A 16686-nucleotide genomic window follows, 5' to 3' on the forward strand; every position below is an offset into this window, starting at 1 on the left:
AACCTCAAGATCCTGCTGTTCAACAACCGCATCTACGGGCTGACCAAGGGCCAGTACTCCCCCACCTCCGAGACCGGCAAAATCACCAAGTCCACCCCCATGGGCTCGCTGGACACGCCGTTCAACCCGATCTCCCTGGCCCTCGGCGCGGAGGCGTCGTTCGTGGCACGGACGATCGACTCCGACCGCAAGCACCTCACCAGCGTGCTCCGCGAGGCGGCCCAGCACCCCGGCACGGCGCTGGTGGAGATCTACCAGAACTGCAACATCTTCAACGACGGGGCGTTCGAGGCCCTGAAGGACAAGGAGAGCGCGGTCGAGACGCTGATCCGGTTGGAGCACGGGCAGCCGATCCGCTTCGGCGCCCCCGCCGCCGACGGCCTGGGCTCCAAGGGCGTGGTCCGCGACCCGGCCACCGGCGACCTCACCGTCGTCGACGTCACCGAGGCCGGCACCGACGCCGTCCTCGTCCACGACGCCCACTCCGCGAGCCCCACCACCGCCTTCGCCCTGTCCCGCCTCGCCGACGCCGACACGCTGCACCGCACGCCCATCGGGGTGTTCCGCAGCGTGGAGCGGACGGTGTACGACGAGGCCATGGCCCAGCAGCTCGACCAGGCGGTGACGCGCCAGGGCAAGGGCGACCTGTCGGCGCTGCTCGCGGGCGGCGACACCTGGACCATCCCGGGCTGAACGCCGGGCCGCCCGGGGCCGAACGGTTAAGCGATCCTGTAAGGACCGTTTTAGCGAAACAGCGATGACAACGGCCGCCTCGTGCTGGATAGTCTTCACCAGCGCGGGGCGGCTGCCGCGTGCGCGCGGACGCGAGGGGAGCAGGTGGTCGACATGGCGGCGGACAACGGGGGCGACCAGCGCGCCGGCCTCTGGTACGGCGTCACCGCGTACTCGCTGTGGGGGCTGTTCCCCCTGTACTGGCCGCTGCTCGAGCCGCTGGGCGCGGCCGAGATCCTCGCGCACCGCATGGCGTGGTCCCTGATCGCGGTCCTGGCCATTCTGGCGGTGCTGCGCCGCTGGTCGTGGGTGCCCGTGCTGCTGCGGCAGCCGAGGAAGCTGGCGCTGGTGGCGCTGGCCGCCGCGATCATCTCGGTCAACTGGGGCGTGTACATCTGGGGCGTCAACAGCGGCCACGTCGTCGAGACCTCGCTGGGCTACTTCGTGAACCCGCTGGTCACCATAGCCTTCGGGGTGCTGCTGCTGCACGAGCGGCTGCGCCCGGTGCAGTGGGTGGCCGTCGGCACGGGCGCGGCGGCCGTGGTGGTGCTCACGGTGGGCTACGGCAGGCTGCCCTGGATCGCGCTGGTGCTGGCGTTCTCGTTCGCCCTGTACGGCCTGATCAAGAAGAAGGTGGGCCTGGGCGGCCTGGAGTCGCTTTCGGTCGAGACCGCGGTGATGTTCCTGCCCGCGGTCGGCTTCATCGCCGTGCTGGCGGCGCGCGGCGACGGCACCTTCGGCACCGTGTCGGCGGGCCACACCCTGCTGGTGATGTCGTCGGGCATCGTCACCGCGATACCGCTGGTCGCCTTCGGCATGGCGGCGGTGCGGGTGCCGCTGAGCGTGCTGGGGCTGCTCCAGTACCTGGCGCCGGTGTTCCAGTTCGTGCTGGGCATCGTCCACTTCCACGAGGAGATGCCGGCGGAGCGCTGGGCGGGCTTCCTGCTGGTGTGGCTGGCGCTGAGCATGCTCACCTGGGACGCGCTGCGCGTGGCGAACCGCAACCGGCGGCTGGCGGCGAGCACGCGCCGGGCCGTGGCGCGGCAGCGGGCCGAGGCCGCGGGGCGGGCCGCTCCCGAGCAGCCCACCGCGACCCGCTGACGGGCCGCCGCGCCCTCCACCGCGGGAGCGGACGCTCAGCCCGGACGGCCGTAGACCTCGCCCAGGCCGCCCGCCAGCAGGTGGAACGCGCGGTCGGCGGCGGCCACGGCCCGCGGGTGCACCTCGTCGGCGGTGCGGCCCGCCACCAGCTCCCGCCAGTTGTCCTGGGCCAGCAGCCGGTTGGCGGCCACCAACTGGGCCGCGGCCAGGCGCGGGGCGAGCGTGTCGCCGCCGGGCACCGCCTCGGCCAGCGCGCCCGCCAGGGCCTCCTCGTCCCGGGCCGTGTAGGAGGCCAGGCGGGCCAGCAGGGCGGGGGTCTCCAGCAGCATCCGGTGGAAGGCGAGCACATCGGGGGAGTCGTTCAGGCCGGTGACCGGGTCGCGGGCGTCCAGGCCGGCGCGGAAGTGGCGGTGCAGCGCGGCCACCGGGGACTCGCCGGGGCGCCGCTCCCGCACCACGCGGGCGGCCTCGCCCCGGTGGTCGGCGATCCGCTGGAGCGCCAGGTCCTCCTTGCCGGCGAAGTAGCGGAACAGCGTCGGCTTGGACACCTCGGCGGCTGCGGCCACCTCGGCCACCGACACCGCGTCGAACCCGCGCTCCAGGAAGAGGCCGATCGCCGTGTCCGAGATGGCCTGGCGGGTGCGCTCCTTCTTGCGCGCGCGCAGTCCTGGCGTCCCCGGGCCCATGGCGGCCACTCTAGCAGCGGGCAACCGGATGACTTTTGTGACCGGGTTGCGTCGGGGGCGGGAGCGCGGGAGCCCACCGCGGGACCCGCGGCCGACGGGCACGAGGCCCAGGACCACCGGACGATGGCCCGGTGATCACCCCGGCCGTAGGGTCGTCGCACCGGGCCGCCGGGCAGCGGCGGCCCCACGGGGAGGAGAACGCCATGCCCGCCGACGCACAGGCACACATCCGCATCGCCCGGCCGTCGCGGGACCTGGCCGCGGCCGAGCGCTTCTGGGTGGCGGGGCTCGGTCTCGACGTGCTGTGGCGGCACGAGGGCGACGGCACCGCGGGCAACCACTCCCTGCTGATGGTCGGCTGGCCGGGCGCGGCCTGGCACCTGGAGCTGGTGCACGACCCGGCCGGGCCCCGTCCCGCCCCCGACGACCTGCTCGTGGTCTACCTCGGCGAGCCGGTCCCCGCGGACCTCGTCGCCCGCCTGGAGCGGCACGGCGGTGAGCGCGTGGCGGCGCACAACCCCTACTGGGACCAGTGGGGCGTGACCGTCCGGGACCCGGACGGCTGCCGCTTGGTGCTGTGCGAGCGCGAGTGGTCCGCCGTGTAGCCGGGCGGGCCGTCACTCCTCGCGCCAGTGGCGGCAGCCGAGGTTGATCAGGCGCAACTGCCGGCGCGCGGTGTTCACGATGCGCTCCTGGGCCGGTCCCGGGGACGCCTCCAGCAGGGCGCTCGCCGTCATCACCATGTGGTCGACGTACAGCTCGGCGAGCATGCCGAGGTCGTCGGCGCTCCAGTCGGCGTAGTCCGGGTGGACGGCGAGCGCGGCGGCGACCTCCGCCACGAACCGCTCCAGTTGCCCGGCGATGGCCTCCCGGACGGCCCGCACCCCGCCGTGGCGCTCCCTGGCGATGAAGCGCACATGGGAGCGGTGCCGCAGCACATAGGCGGTGATGGCCTCCACGGTGCGGTCGATCCGCCGGTCGGCGCCGTCGCCGTCGGCGAGGATCAGCCTGATCATCGCGTGCAGGCTGCCGAGGGCCTCCTCCACCAGGGCGACGCCGAGGTCGCTGATGTCCCGGAAGTGCCGGTAGAACGCGGTCGGGGCCACGCCCACCACCCGGGTGACCTCGCGCATGCCCAGGCTGCTCAGGCTCTGGTCCGCCAGCAGTTCGAGCGCCGCGTCCAGCAGGGCGCGGCGCGTCTGCTGCTTGCGGGCCTGCCGGACGCCGGTGGTGGTCGTGCTGTGACTCATGTCATTCAGTAAACACTTGTTCTCCGATTCGCGCCATGACGCGGACCGGGGTAGAGTGGATTTCAGTGAACAGTTGTAGCCACAAGTGTTGCTCCAACTGTTCACCCAAACCGGGAACCGAGACCCGGGCGCTGAGACCCGGGAACCGAGACCCGGAAACCGAGAACGGCAACGACAGGACGACGAAGGATCGAGGTCCGCCATGCTCTTCCTGGTCGCAGCCCTGCTCCTGCTGGGGATCCTCGTGGGCGCCGCCGCCCACCTGCCCCTGTCGGTGACGCTCGTCGCCGCCGCCGTCATCGCCGGCTGGCTGCTCGCCTTCGGCGTCCGGGAGCGCCTCGCGCAGGGCAGGAACCACTGACACCACATCCAGGCCCGCCCGGACCGGCGGCCCACGCGGCCCGCGGAGTCCGGCGCCCTGGGGAGAGGGAGCCGATCATGGATCTGCTGACCCCCGCCCGCACGCTCACCACGCACCCGCTCAGGACGGCCGGCAGGCCCGCGCGACCCGGGGCCGGGCCGCGTCGGCGCCCCGGCCGGGACGCCGACGCGATGGCCGTCACCTCGTTCGTCCTCGGGCTGGTCGGCCTGCTCGTCTTCAACATCGTCCTCGGCCCGTGCGCCCTGGTGCTCGGCGGCCTCGCGCTCGCCCGCCGCACCACCCGGCCCGCCCGCGCCCTGCTCGGCCTGACCCTCGGCGCCGCCGACCTGGTGGTCCTCGCCCTGCTGATCGCGGCGGACGGCACGGTCACCTGGAGCCTGTGACCCCCGCGCCCGGGTGCGCCGCGACCCGCGGCGGGCCGCCGTGCGGGGTGAGCCCGGCCCGGACGGCAACCCGCAGCGCCCCCGCCGCGTCGAACCCGCCGGGCACCAGCGCCTCCCCCGCCACGGCCAGCACCGCCTCGTCCACCTCCCGCGCCCACGCCCGCGCGGCCAGCTCCGCCAGGGCGCGCCCGGCCGCCTCGTCGTCCCGTCCCCGGGCGTACAGCGCCACCTCGGCGATGTCGTCCGCGGTGGCGAGCGTGCACACGTTGCGGTGGCCGTCGTCGCCGACCGCCTCCGGGTAGGCGGTCCGCCGCCACGGGCCGTCCTCGCCCTCCCACCAGTACACGAACCCCGTCCGCGCCGTGGCCACCCGGACGAACCAGGCGTGGGGGAACCACGCCGGGGCGCCCGCGAGCAGGTCGAGCGGCGGGTCGTGGTCGCCGGCCGAGGTGTCGCTGTACTCGTGGTCGTTGCCGATCGCCACGGCCCGGCCGCCCGCCACCCGGGCCAGCCGCCACCAGTTGCCGCCGCCGTCGTCGCAGGCGATGCCGTCGCCGTCCACGGCGCAGTCCGGCAGCAGGTCCACGCCGCCCGCGGCGAGCGCGGCGACCACCGCGCCCGCGGTCCACATGGCCTCCGGCGGCGCCAGGTGGCAGGTGTCGTCCGATGCGCGCATGGCCGCGAGCCTGCCAGGTCCCGGCCCCGGCGCGCCATCAGCGGGCGTGTCTGCGCGCCGCCTCCCCGAGCGCGTCCTGGAACCGGCCCAAGTCCCGGTCGCGCAGGCAGCGGCCCAGGGCGGCGCCGATCTCGCCGGCCCAGGCGGCGCCGGCCACCGCGCCGTGGGTGAGCGAGCCCACCACCGCGGTGCGCCGCCACTCCTCGCGCGCCCACCGCTGGTACGGGCCGCGGGCGCCCGCCTCGGCGTCGGAGCGCACCGGGACCGAGCCCTTGACCGGGTTGAACGCGTCCTGCCCCGACCTGCTGCCGCACGCCCTCAGCCAGGCGAGGGCGGCGTCGCGGTTGCCGGCCCCCTTCGGCAGGGTGAAGCAGTCCGCGAGGAACTGGTACACCCCGTCGGTGCCCGGCACCGCCGACCAGCCGTAGTCCGCGCCCGCCCGCCGCTCCAGGTCGCGGGTGAGGTACGGGTCCGCCCAGTCGCCCATGACGGTGAAGCCCGCCCTGCCGTCCGCCACCATCGCGGTGGCGTCCTGCCAGGTCAGCGAGGCGGCGTCGGCGTTGACGTACTCCAGCAGCCGCGCCCAGGTCCGCAGGGCGCCGCCGACCTTGTCCTGGCCCCAGTCCCCGCCGGGCCGCCACAGCGCCGTCCAGCCGTCCGCGCCGAGCGCCGCGAGCAGCACCGTCTCCAGCAGGTGCTGCACGGTCCAGCGCTCACCCGCCGCAAGACCCACCCTGCCGGTGCCGCGCACCTTCTCCAGCGCGTCGAGGAACGCGTCCGGGGTGCGCGGCGGCGCGGAGAGCCCGGCCTCCTCCAGCACCCGGACGTTGTGCCACAGCACGTTGGCGCGGTGGATGCCGAGCGGCACCGAGTGGATCCGGCCGCCGGTGGTCAGCAGCGGCAGCAGCCGCACGGGGAACAGGCGGCGCCAGCCCTCCTCCTCGTACAGGAAGGTGATGTCCTCCAGGTGCCCGGCGGTGACGTAGTCGGCGAGTTCGGCGCCGGCGTGGCTCTGGAAGGTGTCGGGCGGCTGCCCGTCGCGCAGCCGGGCGGCGAGCACCTGCCTGGCCCGGTCGCCCGCGCCGCCCGCCACCGCCTCGTTGACGAACCGGATGCGCCTGTTCCGCTTCTCGAAGTCGGCGACCAGCGCCCGCAGGCCCTCGCCCTCGCCGCCGCCGGTCCACCAGGACATGACCGACAGCCGGGTGGTGGCGCCGGCGCCGCCGTCACCGCCGCCGCGGCAGCCCGCGACCGTCCCGGCCGCGGCCAGCAGGCCGGGAGCCGCCAGGAAGCCCCGGCGGCTGATCGGCTGACCGGAACTGGTCGGCATGCGCGGTCTCCCTCGGCGTCACTGGGTCGGGAGTGCTGGTGGCTCCATCGAAGGGCTTATCCGACCGTTCGTGGCCAACGCGTGTCAAGGCGGTGGCGGCACGGCGGCGGAGTGCCCGGGACGGGGCACGGCGCGCGGACGCCCCCGCGCGCCTTCCGGGCCGCGCGGGAGCGGTGCGTCGGGGGCCGTCCGGCCCGTCCCCGCCGGTCAGGCGGTGATGTCCCGGGTGGTGAAGCGCGCCCACGCCGCCGAGCCGAACACGGCCGCGTAGACGGCCTGGAGGCCGAGGTTCTTCCACACCTCGTCCAGCAGCACCGGGTCCCTGACCAGGTCGGCGAAGCTGAACCAGTAGTGGGAGAAGAGGTACGGGTGGATCATGTCGAGCTGCGGGATGGTGTCCAGGATCTGCACGGTGATCAGCACCCCGACCGTGGTCGCCATGGCGGCGATCCCGCTGTTGGTGAGGGTGGAGACGAACAGGCCGATCATCGCCATGCCCACCAGCGACAGCGCCACCACCCCGGCGACGGCCAGCGCCCGCAGCAGCCCCTCGGAGAAGGGGACGGTGGTGCCCGACAGCAGCGTCACCTCGCCGACCGGGAACAGCGCCGCCCCCGTGGCCAGCGCCGCCACCGCCACCACCAGCACCCCGGTGGCGCAGAACACCAGCGTGGCGCACGCCTTGGCCAGCAGCAGCCTGGTCCGCCCGGCCGGGGCGACCAGCAGATAGCGCAGCGTGCCCGCGCTCGCCTCGCCCGCCAGCGCGTCACCCGCGACCACGCCGATCGCCATGGGCAGCAGGAACGACAGCGTCACCGCGAGGGAGGTGAACACCAGGAACAGGCCGTTGTTGGTGATCTGGCTGATGAACGCGGGGCCCTCCCCGCTGTCGCCCACCGAGCCGCCGTCGGAGGTCTCGATCTTGACCGCGATGCCGATCACCACGGGGATCACCGCGAGGATCGCCAGCAGCGCCGCGCTCCGCCAGCGGCGGAAGGTGATCCCCAGCTCGGACCGGAACAGCGACAGGGTGCGCAGCGCCGCGGGCGTGCCCGCCGCGGCCCGCGCCGCCCCGGCGCGCTCCCCGCCGCCCACCTCAACCAGCGACATCGAAGCCCTCCCCGGTCAGCGCCACGAACGCGTCCTCGAGCGAGCCCCGCTCCAGCCCGAACGACCGCACCCGCACCCCCGCGCGCACCAGCGCCGCGTTGAGGTCGGCGAGGTCCGGCTGGTCCTGCTGGGGCGGCTCCCCGTGCACCCGCTCGCCGTCCACGGCCAGCCCCGCGACGCCGTGCTCCTTCAGCACCCGCACCGCCTCCGCGGTGTCCGGCGTGCCCACGGTCAGCCTGCCGCGGGAGACGGCGGCGAGCTCGGCGACCGTGCCCTGCGTGATCAGCCTGCCCCGGTTCATCACCGCGGCGTGTGTGCAGACCTGCTCGATCTCGTCCAGCAGGTGCGAGGAGAGGAACACCGTGATGCCGTCGGCGGCCAGCTCCCTGATCAGCGCGCGGATCTCCCGCATGCCCTGCGGGTCCAGGCCGTTGGTCGGCTCGTCCAGCACCAGCAGTTGCCGGGGCTGGAGCAGCGCCGCGGCCAGGCCGAGGCGCTGCTTCATGCCCAGCGAGTAGGCGCGGGCCTTCTTGCCCGCGGCCGACGCCAGGCCGACCCGCTCCAGCGCCGCCGCGACCCGGGCGGCGCGGGTGCGCGGGTCGGCGTCCGGGTCCGCGGAGTCGAACCGCACCAGGTTGTCCCGGCCGGTCAGGAACCCGTACAGGGCGGGCCCCTCGATGAGGGCGCCCACCCGGGGCAGGACGCTGCGCGCGGCGCGCGGCATGGGCTCGCCGAGCACCCGCACGGCGCCCGAGGTGGGCGCCATCAGGCCCATCAGCATCCGGATGGTGGTGGTCTTGCCGGAGCCGTTGGGGCCGAGGAAGCCGAAGACGCTGCCGCGCGGCACGGTCAGGTCCAGGCCGTCCACGGCGAGCTGCCCGCCCCGGTAGCGCTTGGTCAGGCCGCGCGTGAACAGCGCGGCGTCCTCCGGCGGGGCCGGGGGTACCGCTTCGGGAGCGGGCAGCCGCATGGTCACTCGTCGTTCTCCTACTCGCCGTTCGCGGCTGTGACCAGGGCGTCCTTGGACACGGCCCCGGCGTAGACCACGCCGTCGTCGGTGATCAGCACATTGACGAGCCGGCTGGTGATGACCCGGCCGGTGCCGAATTCGCCCTTGACGCTGCTGCCGAGGCTGTCGAGCAGCGCCTGCGGGTCGAAGCCCTCCGGCGCGTCCTTCCCGCCGAACGCCTCGCCGCCGAGCAGCCCGGCGGGCAGCTTGATCCGGGCCACGGTGTTCCAGCCCTCACCGACCGTGCGCAGGTCGGCGGCGCTCAGCCCGTCCAGCAGGGAGCGGTCGGGGGCCCGGTCGGCGAGCTCGTCGGCCTCGGTGACCTTCGCGCCCTTCGGCGGGGTGAACGAGAAGTCCTTCGCGTCCGGCGCGTCGAAGTCGACGTCGGTGAAGCCGATGTCCACCGCGGCCTTGCCCGAGCCCTTCGGGGTGAGGGTGAACTTCAGCGGCGCCCCGTTGTCGGCGTCCACCGCGATGCGGATCTCCCCGACGGTGGAGTCCGCCTGCCTGGGCTTGATCAGCAGGTCGTAGGCGTCCTGGCCGGCGACGCGCGAGGTGCCGTCGACCGTGACGGACGTGGTCGGGTCGACCGCCTTCAGGGCCTCCTCGGCGGCCTCGCGCGGGGTGCCGGGCAGCGTGCGCCCGGTCGCGCCGCGGCCCGCGTCCTTCGCGGCCCGCTCACCGTCGGCGTGGAAGACCTGGTTGGCGGCGCTGTCGTAGGCCCACACCTCGCCGCCGTTCCTGATGACGGTGTACTCCGAGGTCTCCTCGACGATGGAGACGCGCTGCCGGTCCGGGCCGTCGGCGGCGACCCGCAGCGTGTGCGAGCCGGCCAGCAGCCCGGCGAGGCGGGAGGACGGGTCGGCGCCCGCCGCGTCCGCGCCGTCGTCCTCGCCCCCGCCGCCGAACGCGCCGCCGGTGGCGCCGCCCGCGATCAGGCCGGGCAGCCCCAGGTCGGCGCTGACGCGCACGGAGCCGGAGAAGGTGTCCACCTTCGACCCGGCGATGTCGGCGAGCAGCTCGGCGGCGGTGGTCCTGGGCAGCTCGGGGTCGGACCCGCCGGAGTCGGCGATCGCCGGGACGAGGCCGATCGTGCCCGCCGCCATCCCGGCCACCGCGACCGGGACCAGCAGCCGCACCGTGCGCCTTCTGCGCAGCGACCTGGTCTCGTCCAGCGGGTCGGGTTCCTGCGTGGTCGGTCGTATCCCTGCCATGTGGCGTCTACCTCCTGTGGCGGCGTCCGGTCCCCCGCACGGTGTCCTCATTGTGACCCGGATGGCGACCCGGGCACCGGCGGCGGCGTCATGACCATTGCAGCAAGTGCGGGCGGGCCGGCGCATCGGTCGCCGGGATCAAGTGCCCGTACTCCCACGGGATGACACCTCCCGGAAAGGTCCCCGTCCGGGAACGTCCGACCCGCGGCGGACGTTGACGCGCGGGCGGACGGGGACGGCACCGCGGGCGCGGGACGGCGTCGAGGGCACGGGCCGCCGCACCCGGGCGCGCTACGGCGCCGAGGGGCGGGACGAGGCGGAGGGGCGGGGGACGCGGGGCGCCGCTCAGCCCGCCCGGTGCACCACCGCGTCGCACAGGCCCTCCAGCGCCCGCTTGGCCGGGCAGTCCGGGAGCGGGGCCAGCAGGGCGCGCGCCTCGGCGGCGTAGCGCAGGGTGTCGCGGCGGGCCTGCTCCAGCGCCGGGTGGGCGCGCAGCAGGCGCAGCGCCTCGGCGTGCCGGGCGTCGTCGGTGAGGTCGCCGTCGAGCAGTTCCAGCAGCCGCGCGTCGTCCGGGTGCCCGCCGCTGCGGGCGCGCAGGTACAGCACCGGGAGGGTGGGAATGCCCTCGCGCAGGTCGGTGCCCGGGGTCTTGCCGGACTCGCTGGTGTCGCTGGCGATGTCGAGGACGTCGTCGGCGAGCTGGAAGGCGGTGCCGATCCGCTCCCCGTACTGGGTGAGGATGTCCACGGTGCGCTCGTCCGCGCCGGCCATCATCGCGCCGAACCGCCCGGAGACCGCGATCAGCGAGCCGGTCTTGCCCGCGATCACCTCCATGTAGTGGGCGATGGGGTCGGCGTCGGGCGCGGGCCCGGTGGTCTCCAGGATCTGCCCGGTGACCAGCCGCTCGAACGCCTCCGCCTGGATGCGCACGGCCTCGGGGCCGAGGTCGGAGAGGATGTTGGAGGCGCGGGAGAACAGGAAGTCCCCGGTGAGGATGGCCACCGAGTTGTCCCAGCGGGCGTTGGCGCTCGCGGCGCCGCGCCGCATCGTCGCCTCGTCCATGACGTCGTCGTGGTACAGCGTCGCGAGGTGGGTGAGCTCCACCACCACGGCGGACGGCACCACGCCGGGCGCGTACGGGTCGCCGAACTGCGCGGCGAGCAGGGTCAGCAGTGGCCGGAAACGCTTCCCGCCCGCCTCGACCAGGTGACGTGCCGCCTGGGTGATGAACGGGACGTCGCTCTTGGTGGCTTCGAGCAATCCCTGCTCGACCGCGGCCAAACCGGCGGATACGTCCGCATCCAGGGCGGCGTCCTGCACGCTCAGCCCGAAGGGCCCGACGACGGTCACCGTTGGTTCTCCTGTCGCTAGGTCGATACTCGGACTACGGACCACAGTCCCCAGCAGACTATCCGGTCGTCTCCGGCGCTCTCGCACAGGCATACCCATCCCGCGGCCGGGCCCCCGTGGGGTCCGTTCCGGGTACGCGAAGGCGCCGGGCACACGCGCGGCCCGCCCCCACTGTGCCGGGGCGGGCCGCGCGTGACCGGATCAGCGTGCGAACAGGGTTGCCTGGTCGGCCAGGTCGAGGAAGTACTGCGGCAGGATGCCGAGCACCACCGTGGTCGCCACGGCGATCCCGATCGTGGTCGTGGTGAGCACGCTCGGCACCGCGACCGTCGGCCCCTCGGGGGCGGGCTCGCTGAAGAACATCAGGACGATGACCCGGACGTAGAAGAACGCGGCGACGGCGCTGCACAGCACGCCGACGATGACCAGCGGCACCGCGCCGCCGTCGGCCGCGGCCTTGAACACCGCGAACTTGCCCGCGAAACCGCTGGTCAGCGGGATGCCGGCGAAGGCGAGCAGGAACACCGCGAAGGTGCCCGCCACCAGCGGCGAGCGGCGCCCGAGCCCGGCCCAGCGGGACAGGTGGGTGGCCTCGCCGCCCGCGTCCCGCACCAGCGTGACCACCGCGAACGCGCCCAGCGTCACGAACCCGTAGGCGCCGAGGTAGAACAGCACCGACGAGATGCCGTCCGGTGTGGCGGCCACCACACCGGCCAGGATGAACCCGGCGTGCGCGATGGAGGAGTAGGCCAGCAGCCGCTTGACGTCGGTCTGGGTCACGGCGATGATCGCGCCGACCGCCATGGTGAGGATCGCCACACCCCACATCACCGGCCGCCAGTCCCAGCGCAGCCCGGGCAGGGCCACGTACAGGAAGCGCAGCATCGCGCCGAACGCGGCGATCTTCGTGGCGGCGGCCATGAAGCCGGTGACGGGAGTGGGCGCGCCCTGGTAGACGTCCGGCGTCCAGGAGTGGAACGGGACGGCGCCGACCTTGAACAGCAGCCCCATCAGCACCATGGCGCCGCCGATGAGCAGCAGCGCGTCGGTGCCCGCGGTCTCGGCCAGCGCCGGGGTGGCCGGGGTCTCGCCGGAGACCACGTCCGCGATGCCGCCGAGGTTGACCGTGCCCGCGTAGCCGTACAGCAGGGCCACGCCGAACAGCAGGAACGCCGAGGAGAACGCGCCGAGCAGGAAGTACTTCACGGCCGCTTCCTGCGACAGCATCCGGCGGCGCCTGGCCAGCGCGCACAGCAGGTACAGCGGCAGCGAGAACACCTCGAGCGCGATGAACAGCGTGAGCAGGTCGGCCGCCGCGGGGAAGACCATCATGCCGCCGATGGCGAACAGCGCCAGCGGGAACACCTCGGTGGTGGTGAAGCCCGCCTTGACCGCCTCGCGCTCCTGCTCGCTGCCGGGCACCGCGGCGCCCTGGGCGGCGAACGCGTCCACGGGCTGCCCCTCGACGCGGGGTTCGAGGCGCCGCTCGGCGAAGGTGAACACCGCGGCCAGGGAGACCAGCGCGATGGTGCCCTGGAGGAACAGGGAGGGCCCGTCCACGGCGACCGCGCCCATCGCGGCCAGGTGCGCCTTGTCGGTGGCGTACCCGTCGGCGGCCAGCCAGACGACGGCGCCGAACGCGCCGATCAGGGCGGCCACGGACAGGGCGAGCTGCGAGGCGTAGCGGTGCCTGCGGGGCACGAACGCCTCGAGCAGGATGCCGACGACGGCCGCGCCGAGCACGATGAGGATCGGGGAGAGCTGGGCGTACTCGATGTGCGGAGCCGGGATCTGCTGCTGCTCCTCGGCCGCCGTTGTCCACAGGGTGTGGACGCTTGCGCCGACGGTCACTTGTCACCTCCATGGGTGTCGTTGGCGGCGTGCTCCGCACCCTGGTCGCCGTGCCCCGCGTCCCGGTGCACCGCCTCCAGGTCGACGTCGGGCTCGGGGTCGCTCTTGCGCACGTCGGAGAGCGTGTGCCCGACGGCCGGGTCGATCACGTCGAGCACCGGCTTGGGGTAGGCGCCGAGGAAGATCAGCAGGGCGATCAGCGGGGTGACCACGGCCAGCTCCCTGGCCTTCAGATCCGGCATGCCCTCGATCCCGGCCTTCACCGGGCCGGTCATGGTGCGCTGGTAGAGCACCAGCACGTACAGCGCCGCCAGCACGATGCCGACGGTGGCGATGACGCCGAGCGCCGGGTTGCGGCTGAACGTGCCCACCAGCACCAGGAACTCGCTGACGAACGGCGCGAGCCCGGGCAGCGACAGCGTGGCGAGCCCGCCGACCAGGAACGTCCCCGCGAGCACCGGGGCCACCTTCTGCACCCCGCCGAAGTCGGCGATGAGCCGGCTGCCGCGCCGCGAGATCAGGAAGCCCGCGACCAGCATCAGCGCGGCGGTGGAGATGCCGTGGTTGACCATGTACAGCGTGGCGCCGCTCTGGCCCTGGCTGGTCATCGCGAAGATGCCGAGGATGATGAACCCGAAGTGGGAGATCGACGCGTAGGCGATCAGCCGTTTGATGTCCTTCTGCCCGACCGCGAGCAGCGCGCCGTAGATGATGCTGATCACCGCGAGCACCAGGATCACCGGCGTCGCCCAGTCGCTGGCCTCCGGGAACAACTGGAGGCACCAGCGCAGCATCGCGAACGTGCCGACCTTGTCCACGACCGCCGTGATCAGCACCGCGATCGGGGCGGTGGACTCGCCCATGGCGTTGGGCAGCCAGGTGTGCAGCGGCCACAGCGGCGCCTTGACCGCGAAGGCGAAGAAGAAGCCGAGGAACAGCCACTTCTCGGCGTTGGAGTTGATGTCCAGCTCACCGGAGGCCCGGGCGGCGAGGATCTCCTGGAGGGAGAAGGTGCCGCCGATCTGGTCGGCGGTGACCGCGTACAGGCCGATCACCGCGGCGAGCATCACCAGGCCGCCGAGCAGGTTGTAGAGCAGGAACTTGACCGCCGCGTAGGAGCGCTGCTTGGCCGCCTCGGCCTCGCCGTGCGCGCCCGCCCGGTCCCCGAAGCCCCCGATGAGGAAGTACATCGGGATGAGCATGGCCTCGAAGAAGATGTAGAAGAGGAAGACGTCGGTGGCCGCGAACGACATGATCACCATGGCCTCGACCATGAGGATCAGCGCGAAGAAGCCCTGGGTGGGCCGCCAGCGGCGGTTGGGGGTGGCGTCCTCCAACGGGTCGGCGTCGTTCCAGCCCGCGGTGATCACGAACGGGATGAGCAGCGCGGTCAGCGCGATCAGCGCCACCCCGATGCCGTCCACGCCGAGCTCGTAGCGGACCCCGAACTCGTCGATCCAGCCGTGGGACTCGGTGAGCTGGTAGCGGGCGCCCTCCGGGTCGAACCGGCCCAGCGCCACCCCGGCGAGCACCAGCGTGGCCAGGGAGAACAGCAGCGCCGTCCACTTGGCGGCGGAGCGCCGCGCGGCCGGCACCGCTGCCGTCACCACCGCGCCGACGGCCGGGGTGGCGGCCGTTGCAGTGAGCAGGAATGACATATCAGGCGACCGCCCTCATCAGCAGGGTCGCGGCGACGAGCACCGCGGTACCACCGAACATCGACACGGCGTAGGAGCGTGCGTAGCCGTTCTGGAGGCGCCGCATCCGGCTGGACAGGCCGCCGACCGCGGCGGCGGTGCCGTTGACCACGCCGTCCACGCCCTTGTGGTCCACGTAGACCAGGCCACGGGTCAGGTACGAGCCGGTCTGGACGAACGCCACGTGGTTGAAGTCGTCCTGGAGCAGGTCGCGGCGGGCGGCCCGGGTGAGCAGCGAGCCGCGCGGCGCCACGGCCGGCACCGGCGACCTGCCGTACATCAGCCAGGAGATGGTGACCCCGACCACCATGGCGGTGACCGTGGAGGCGGTCACGGCGGTGGCGCTGAGCGGCGAGTCGCCGTGGTCGTGGTGGGTGACCGGCTCCAGCCAGTTCACGAAGGCGTCGTTGATCGTAAACAGCAGGCCGGCGAAGACGGAGCCGAACGCCAGCAGGATCATCGGCACCGTCATGCTCCACGGGGACTCGTGCGGGTGCGGCACGTCCTTGGCGCCCCCGGTCTCCGCGGCGGGCTCCGCGCTCGGCGCCCGCTGCGGGTCGGGCGTGGGGCCCCAGCGCTTCTCGCCGAAGAACGTCATCAGCATCACCCGCGTCATGTAGAACGCGGTGATCGCGGCGCCGAGCAGGGCGACCGAGCCGAGGATCCAGCCCTCGGTGCCGCCCTTGGCGAACGCCGCCTCGATGATCTTGTCCTTGGTGAAGAAGCCCGAAAGGCCGGGGAAGCCGATGATCGCCAGATAGCCGAGGCCGAAGGTGGCGAAGGTGATCGGCATGTACTTGCGCAGCCCGCCGTACTTGCGCATGTCGACCTCGTCGTTCATCCCGTGCATCACGGAACCGGCGCCGAGGAACAGGCCCGCCTTGAAGAAGCCGTGCGTGACCAGGTGCATGATGGCGAACACGTAGCCGATCGGGCCGAGGCCCGCCGCCATGATCATGTAGCCGATCTGCGACATGGTGGACCCGGCCAGGGCCTTCTTGATGTCGTCCTTCGCGCAACCGACGATCGCACCGAAGATCAGCGTGACCGCGCCCACGGTGACCACCGCGGTCTGGGCGGCCGGCGCCCCGTTGAAGATCTCGCCGGAGCGGGTGATCAGGTAGACGCCCGCGGTGACCATGGTGGCGGCGTGGATGAGGGCGGAGACCGGGGTCGGGCCCTCCATGGCGTCGCCGAGCCAGGACTGGAGCGGCACCTGCGCCGACTTGCCGCACGCGGCGAGCAGCAGCATCAGGCCGATCGCGGTGAGCTGGCCCTCGCTGGCCTCCCCGGCGTTCGGCAGCACCTCGTCGAAGGCGAACGAGCCGAAAGTGGTGAACATCAGCATGATCGCGATCGAGAGGCCGACGTCGCCGACCCGGTTGACCAGGAACGCCTTCTTCGCCGCCGTGGCCGCGCTCGGCTTGTGCTGCCAGAAGCCGATCAGCAGGAACGAGGCCAGGCCCACGCCCTCCCAGCCGACGTACAGCAGCAGGTAGTTGTCGGCGAGGACGAGCAGCAGCATGGCCGCGAGGAACAGGTTCAGGTAGCCGAAGAAGCGCCGCCTGCGCTCGTCGTGCTCCATGTACCCGATCGAGTACAGGTGGATCAGCGTGCCGACGCCCGTGATCAGCAGCACGAACGTCATCGACAACTGGTCCAACTGGAAGGCGACGTCCGCCCGGAAGCCCTCCACCGGCACCCAGGAGAACAGGTGCTCGGTGTAGGTGCGGTCCTCGCCGTCGCGGCCCAGCATGTCGGCGAAGAGCACGCACCCGATGGCGAACGAGGTGGCCGCGAGCAGCGTGCCCAGCCAGGGGCCGATCCGGTCGGTCCTGCGCCCGAGCGAGAGCAGGACCAGCGCCCCGAACAGCGGCGCCCCGATGAGCAGTCCGATGAGGTTCTCCACGTCCAG

At 73.3% G+C, this 16686-nt stretch carries 16 protein-coding genes; 5 read left to right on the top strand and 11 right to left on the bottom strand.

Annotated features, from left to right (window positions below; translation table 11 throughout):
• Positions 1-693 (top strand): thiamine pyrophosphate-dependent enzyme (locus ACYVO2_RS29305; RefSeq protein WP_461011050.1); only part of this gene is annotated, 693 nt, incomplete at its 5' end.
• A gap of 153 nt (positions 694-846) precedes the next feature.
• Positions 847-1833, top strand: coding sequence for an EamA family transporter RarD (gene rarD, locus ACYVO2_RS29310; RefSeq protein ID WP_461011051.1), 987 nt, complete (start codon positions 847-849; stop codon positions 1831-1833).
• 35 nt (positions 1834-1868) lie between these two features.
• Here rarD and ACYVO2_RS29315 read toward each other — a convergent pair whose 3' ends face one another.
• On the bottom strand, positions 1869-2519 hold the full coding sequence (locus ACYVO2_RS29315) for a TetR/AcrR family transcriptional regulator (RefSeq protein ID WP_461011052.1): 651 nt from the start codon (positions 2517-2519) through the stop codon (positions 1869-1871).
• A 203-nt stretch (positions 2520-2722) separates the two neighbouring features.
• Between ACYVO2_RS29315 and ACYVO2_RS29320 the strand changes: the two genes are divergently transcribed.
• Positions 2723-3124, top strand: a complete 402-nt coding sequence (locus ACYVO2_RS29320) for a VOC family protein (RefSeq protein WP_461011053.1) — start codon at positions 2723-2725, stop codon at positions 3122-3124.
• 12 nt (positions 3125-3136) lie between these two features.
• Here ACYVO2_RS29320 and ACYVO2_RS29325 read toward each other — a convergent pair whose 3' ends face one another.
• Positions 3137-3769, bottom strand: coding sequence for a TetR family transcriptional regulator (locus tag ACYVO2_RS29325; protein WP_461011054.1), 633 nt, complete (start codon positions 3767-3769; stop codon positions 3137-3139).
• Between the two features lie 202 nt (positions 3770-3971).
• Between ACYVO2_RS29325 and ACYVO2_RS29330 the strand changes: the two genes are divergently transcribed.
• Both ACYVO2_RS29330 and ACYVO2_RS29335 read left to right on the top strand, forming a co-directional pair.
• Positions 3972-4130, top strand: a complete 159-nt coding sequence (locus tag ACYVO2_RS29330) for a hypothetical protein (RefSeq protein WP_461011055.1) — start codon at positions 3972-3974, stop codon at positions 4128-4130.
• A 77-nt stretch (positions 4131-4207) separates the two neighbouring features.
• Positions 4208-4534 (top strand): DUF4190 domain-containing protein, encoded by a 327-nt coding sequence (locus ACYVO2_RS29335; protein ID WP_461011056.1) that lies wholly within the window; start codon positions 4208-4210, stop codon positions 4532-4534.
• Here ACYVO2_RS29335 and ACYVO2_RS29340 read toward each other — a convergent pair.
• The 9 genes from ACYVO2_RS29340 to nuoL form a co-directional block, all read right to left on the bottom strand.
• On the bottom strand, positions 4518-5210 hold the full coding sequence (locus tag ACYVO2_RS29340) for a hypothetical protein (RefSeq protein ID WP_461011057.1): 693 nt from the start codon (positions 5208-5210) through the stop codon (positions 4518-4520). The genes ACYVO2_RS29335 and ACYVO2_RS29340 overlap by 17 nt on opposite strands.
• A gap of 37 nt (positions 5211-5247) precedes the next feature.
• A complete protein-coding gene (locus ACYVO2_RS29345; protein WP_461011058.1) occupies positions 5248-6540 on the bottom strand; it encodes an ABC transporter substrate-binding protein in 1293 nt (430 codons plus the stop codon).
• A 207-nt stretch (positions 6541-6747) separates the two neighbouring features.
• Positions 6748-7650, bottom strand: coding sequence for an ABC transporter permease (locus ACYVO2_RS29350; RefSeq protein ID WP_461011059.1), 903 nt, complete (start codon positions 7648-7650; stop codon positions 6748-6750).
• Positions 7637-8620 carry an ABC transporter ATP-binding protein gene (locus ACYVO2_RS29355; RefSeq protein ID WP_461011113.1) on the bottom strand — a complete coding sequence of 328 codons (984 nt, stop codon included), beginning with the start codon at positions 8618-8620 and terminating at the stop codon, positions 7637-7639. Before ACYVO2_RS29355 ends, ACYVO2_RS29350 begins: the two co-directional genes overlap by 14 nt.
• A gap of 17 nt (positions 8621-8637) precedes the next feature.
• Positions 8638-9873 (bottom strand): LolA family protein, encoded by a 1236-nt coding sequence (locus ACYVO2_RS29360; RefSeq protein WP_461011060.1) that lies wholly within the window; start codon positions 9871-9873, stop codon positions 8638-8640.
• A 345-nt stretch (positions 9874-10218) separates the two neighbouring features.
• Positions 10219-11223 (bottom strand): polyprenyl synthetase family protein, encoded by a 1005-nt coding sequence (locus ACYVO2_RS29365; protein ID WP_461011061.1) that lies wholly within the window; start codon positions 11221-11223, stop codon positions 10219-10221.
• A 201-nt stretch (positions 11224-11424) separates the two neighbouring features.
• Positions 11425-13074 (bottom strand): NADH-quinone oxidoreductase subunit NuoN, encoded by a 1650-nt coding sequence (gene nuoN, locus ACYVO2_RS29370; protein WP_461011062.1) that lies wholly within the window; start codon positions 13072-13074, stop codon positions 11425-11427.
• Entirely contained in the window at positions 13071-14732 is a 1662-nt protein-coding gene (locus ACYVO2_RS29375; RefSeq protein WP_461011063.1) for an NADH-quinone oxidoreductase subunit M, read from the bottom strand. The genes nuoN and ACYVO2_RS29375 overlap by 4 nt, the downstream gene beginning before the upstream one ends.
• Before the next feature lies 1 nt (position 14733).
• Positions 14734-16680 (bottom strand): NADH-quinone oxidoreductase subunit L, encoded by a 1947-nt coding sequence (gene nuoL, locus ACYVO2_RS29380; RefSeq protein WP_461011064.1) that lies wholly within the window; start codon positions 16678-16680, stop codon positions 14734-14736.
• Between the last annotated feature and the right edge of the window lie 6 nt (positions 16681-16686).

The sequence above is a fragment of the Streptomyces capparidis genome, assembly GCF_054782095.1.

Excerpts from the sequence above, each read along its gene's own strand:
- rarD (WP_461011051.1), top strand. The coding sequence starts at position 847 with ATGGCGGCGGACAACGGGGGCGACCAGCGCGCCGGCCTCTGGTACGGC.
- ACYVO2_RS29315 (WP_461011052.1), bottom strand. The coding sequence starts at position 2,519 with ATGGGCCCGGGGACGCCAGGACTGCGCGCGCGCAAGAAGGAGCGCACC.
- ACYVO2_RS29320 (WP_461011053.1), top strand. The coding sequence starts at position 2,723 with ATGCCCGCCGACGCACAGGCACACATCCGCATCGCCCGGCCGTCGCGG.
- ACYVO2_RS29325 (WP_461011054.1), bottom strand. The coding sequence starts at position 3,769 with ATGAGTCACAGCACGACCACCACCGGCGTCCGGCAGGCCCGCAAGCAG.
- ACYVO2_RS29330 (WP_461011055.1), top strand. The coding sequence starts at position 3,972 with ATGCTCTTCCTGGTCGCAGCCCTGCTCCTGCTGGGGATCCTCGTGGGC.
- ACYVO2_RS29335 (WP_461011056.1), top strand. The coding sequence starts at position 4,208 with ATGGATCTGCTGACCCCCGCCCGCACGCTCACCACGCACCCGCTCAGG.
- ACYVO2_RS29340 (WP_461011057.1), bottom strand. The coding sequence starts at position 5,210 with ATGCGCGCATCGGACGACACCTGCCACCTGGCGCCGCCGGAGGCCATG.
- ACYVO2_RS29345 (WP_461011058.1), bottom strand. The coding sequence starts at position 6,540 with ATGCCGACCAGTTCCGGTCAGCCGATCAGCCGCCGGGGCTTCCTGGCG.
- ACYVO2_RS29350 (WP_461011059.1), bottom strand. The coding sequence starts at position 7,650 with ATGTCGCTGGTTGAGGTGGGCGGCGGGGAGCGCGCCGGGGCGGCGCGG.
- ACYVO2_RS29355 (WP_461011113.1), bottom strand. The coding sequence starts at position 8,620 with ATGCGGCTGCCCGCTCCCGAAGCGGTACCCCCGGCCCCGCCGGAGGAC.
- ACYVO2_RS29360 (WP_461011060.1), bottom strand. The coding sequence starts at position 9,873 with ATGGCAGGGATACGACCGACCACGCAGGAACCCGACCCGCTGGACGAG.
- ACYVO2_RS29375 (WP_461011063.1), bottom strand. The coding sequence starts at position 14,732 with ATGTCATTCCTGCTCACTGCAACGGCCGCCACCCCGGCCGTCGGCGCG.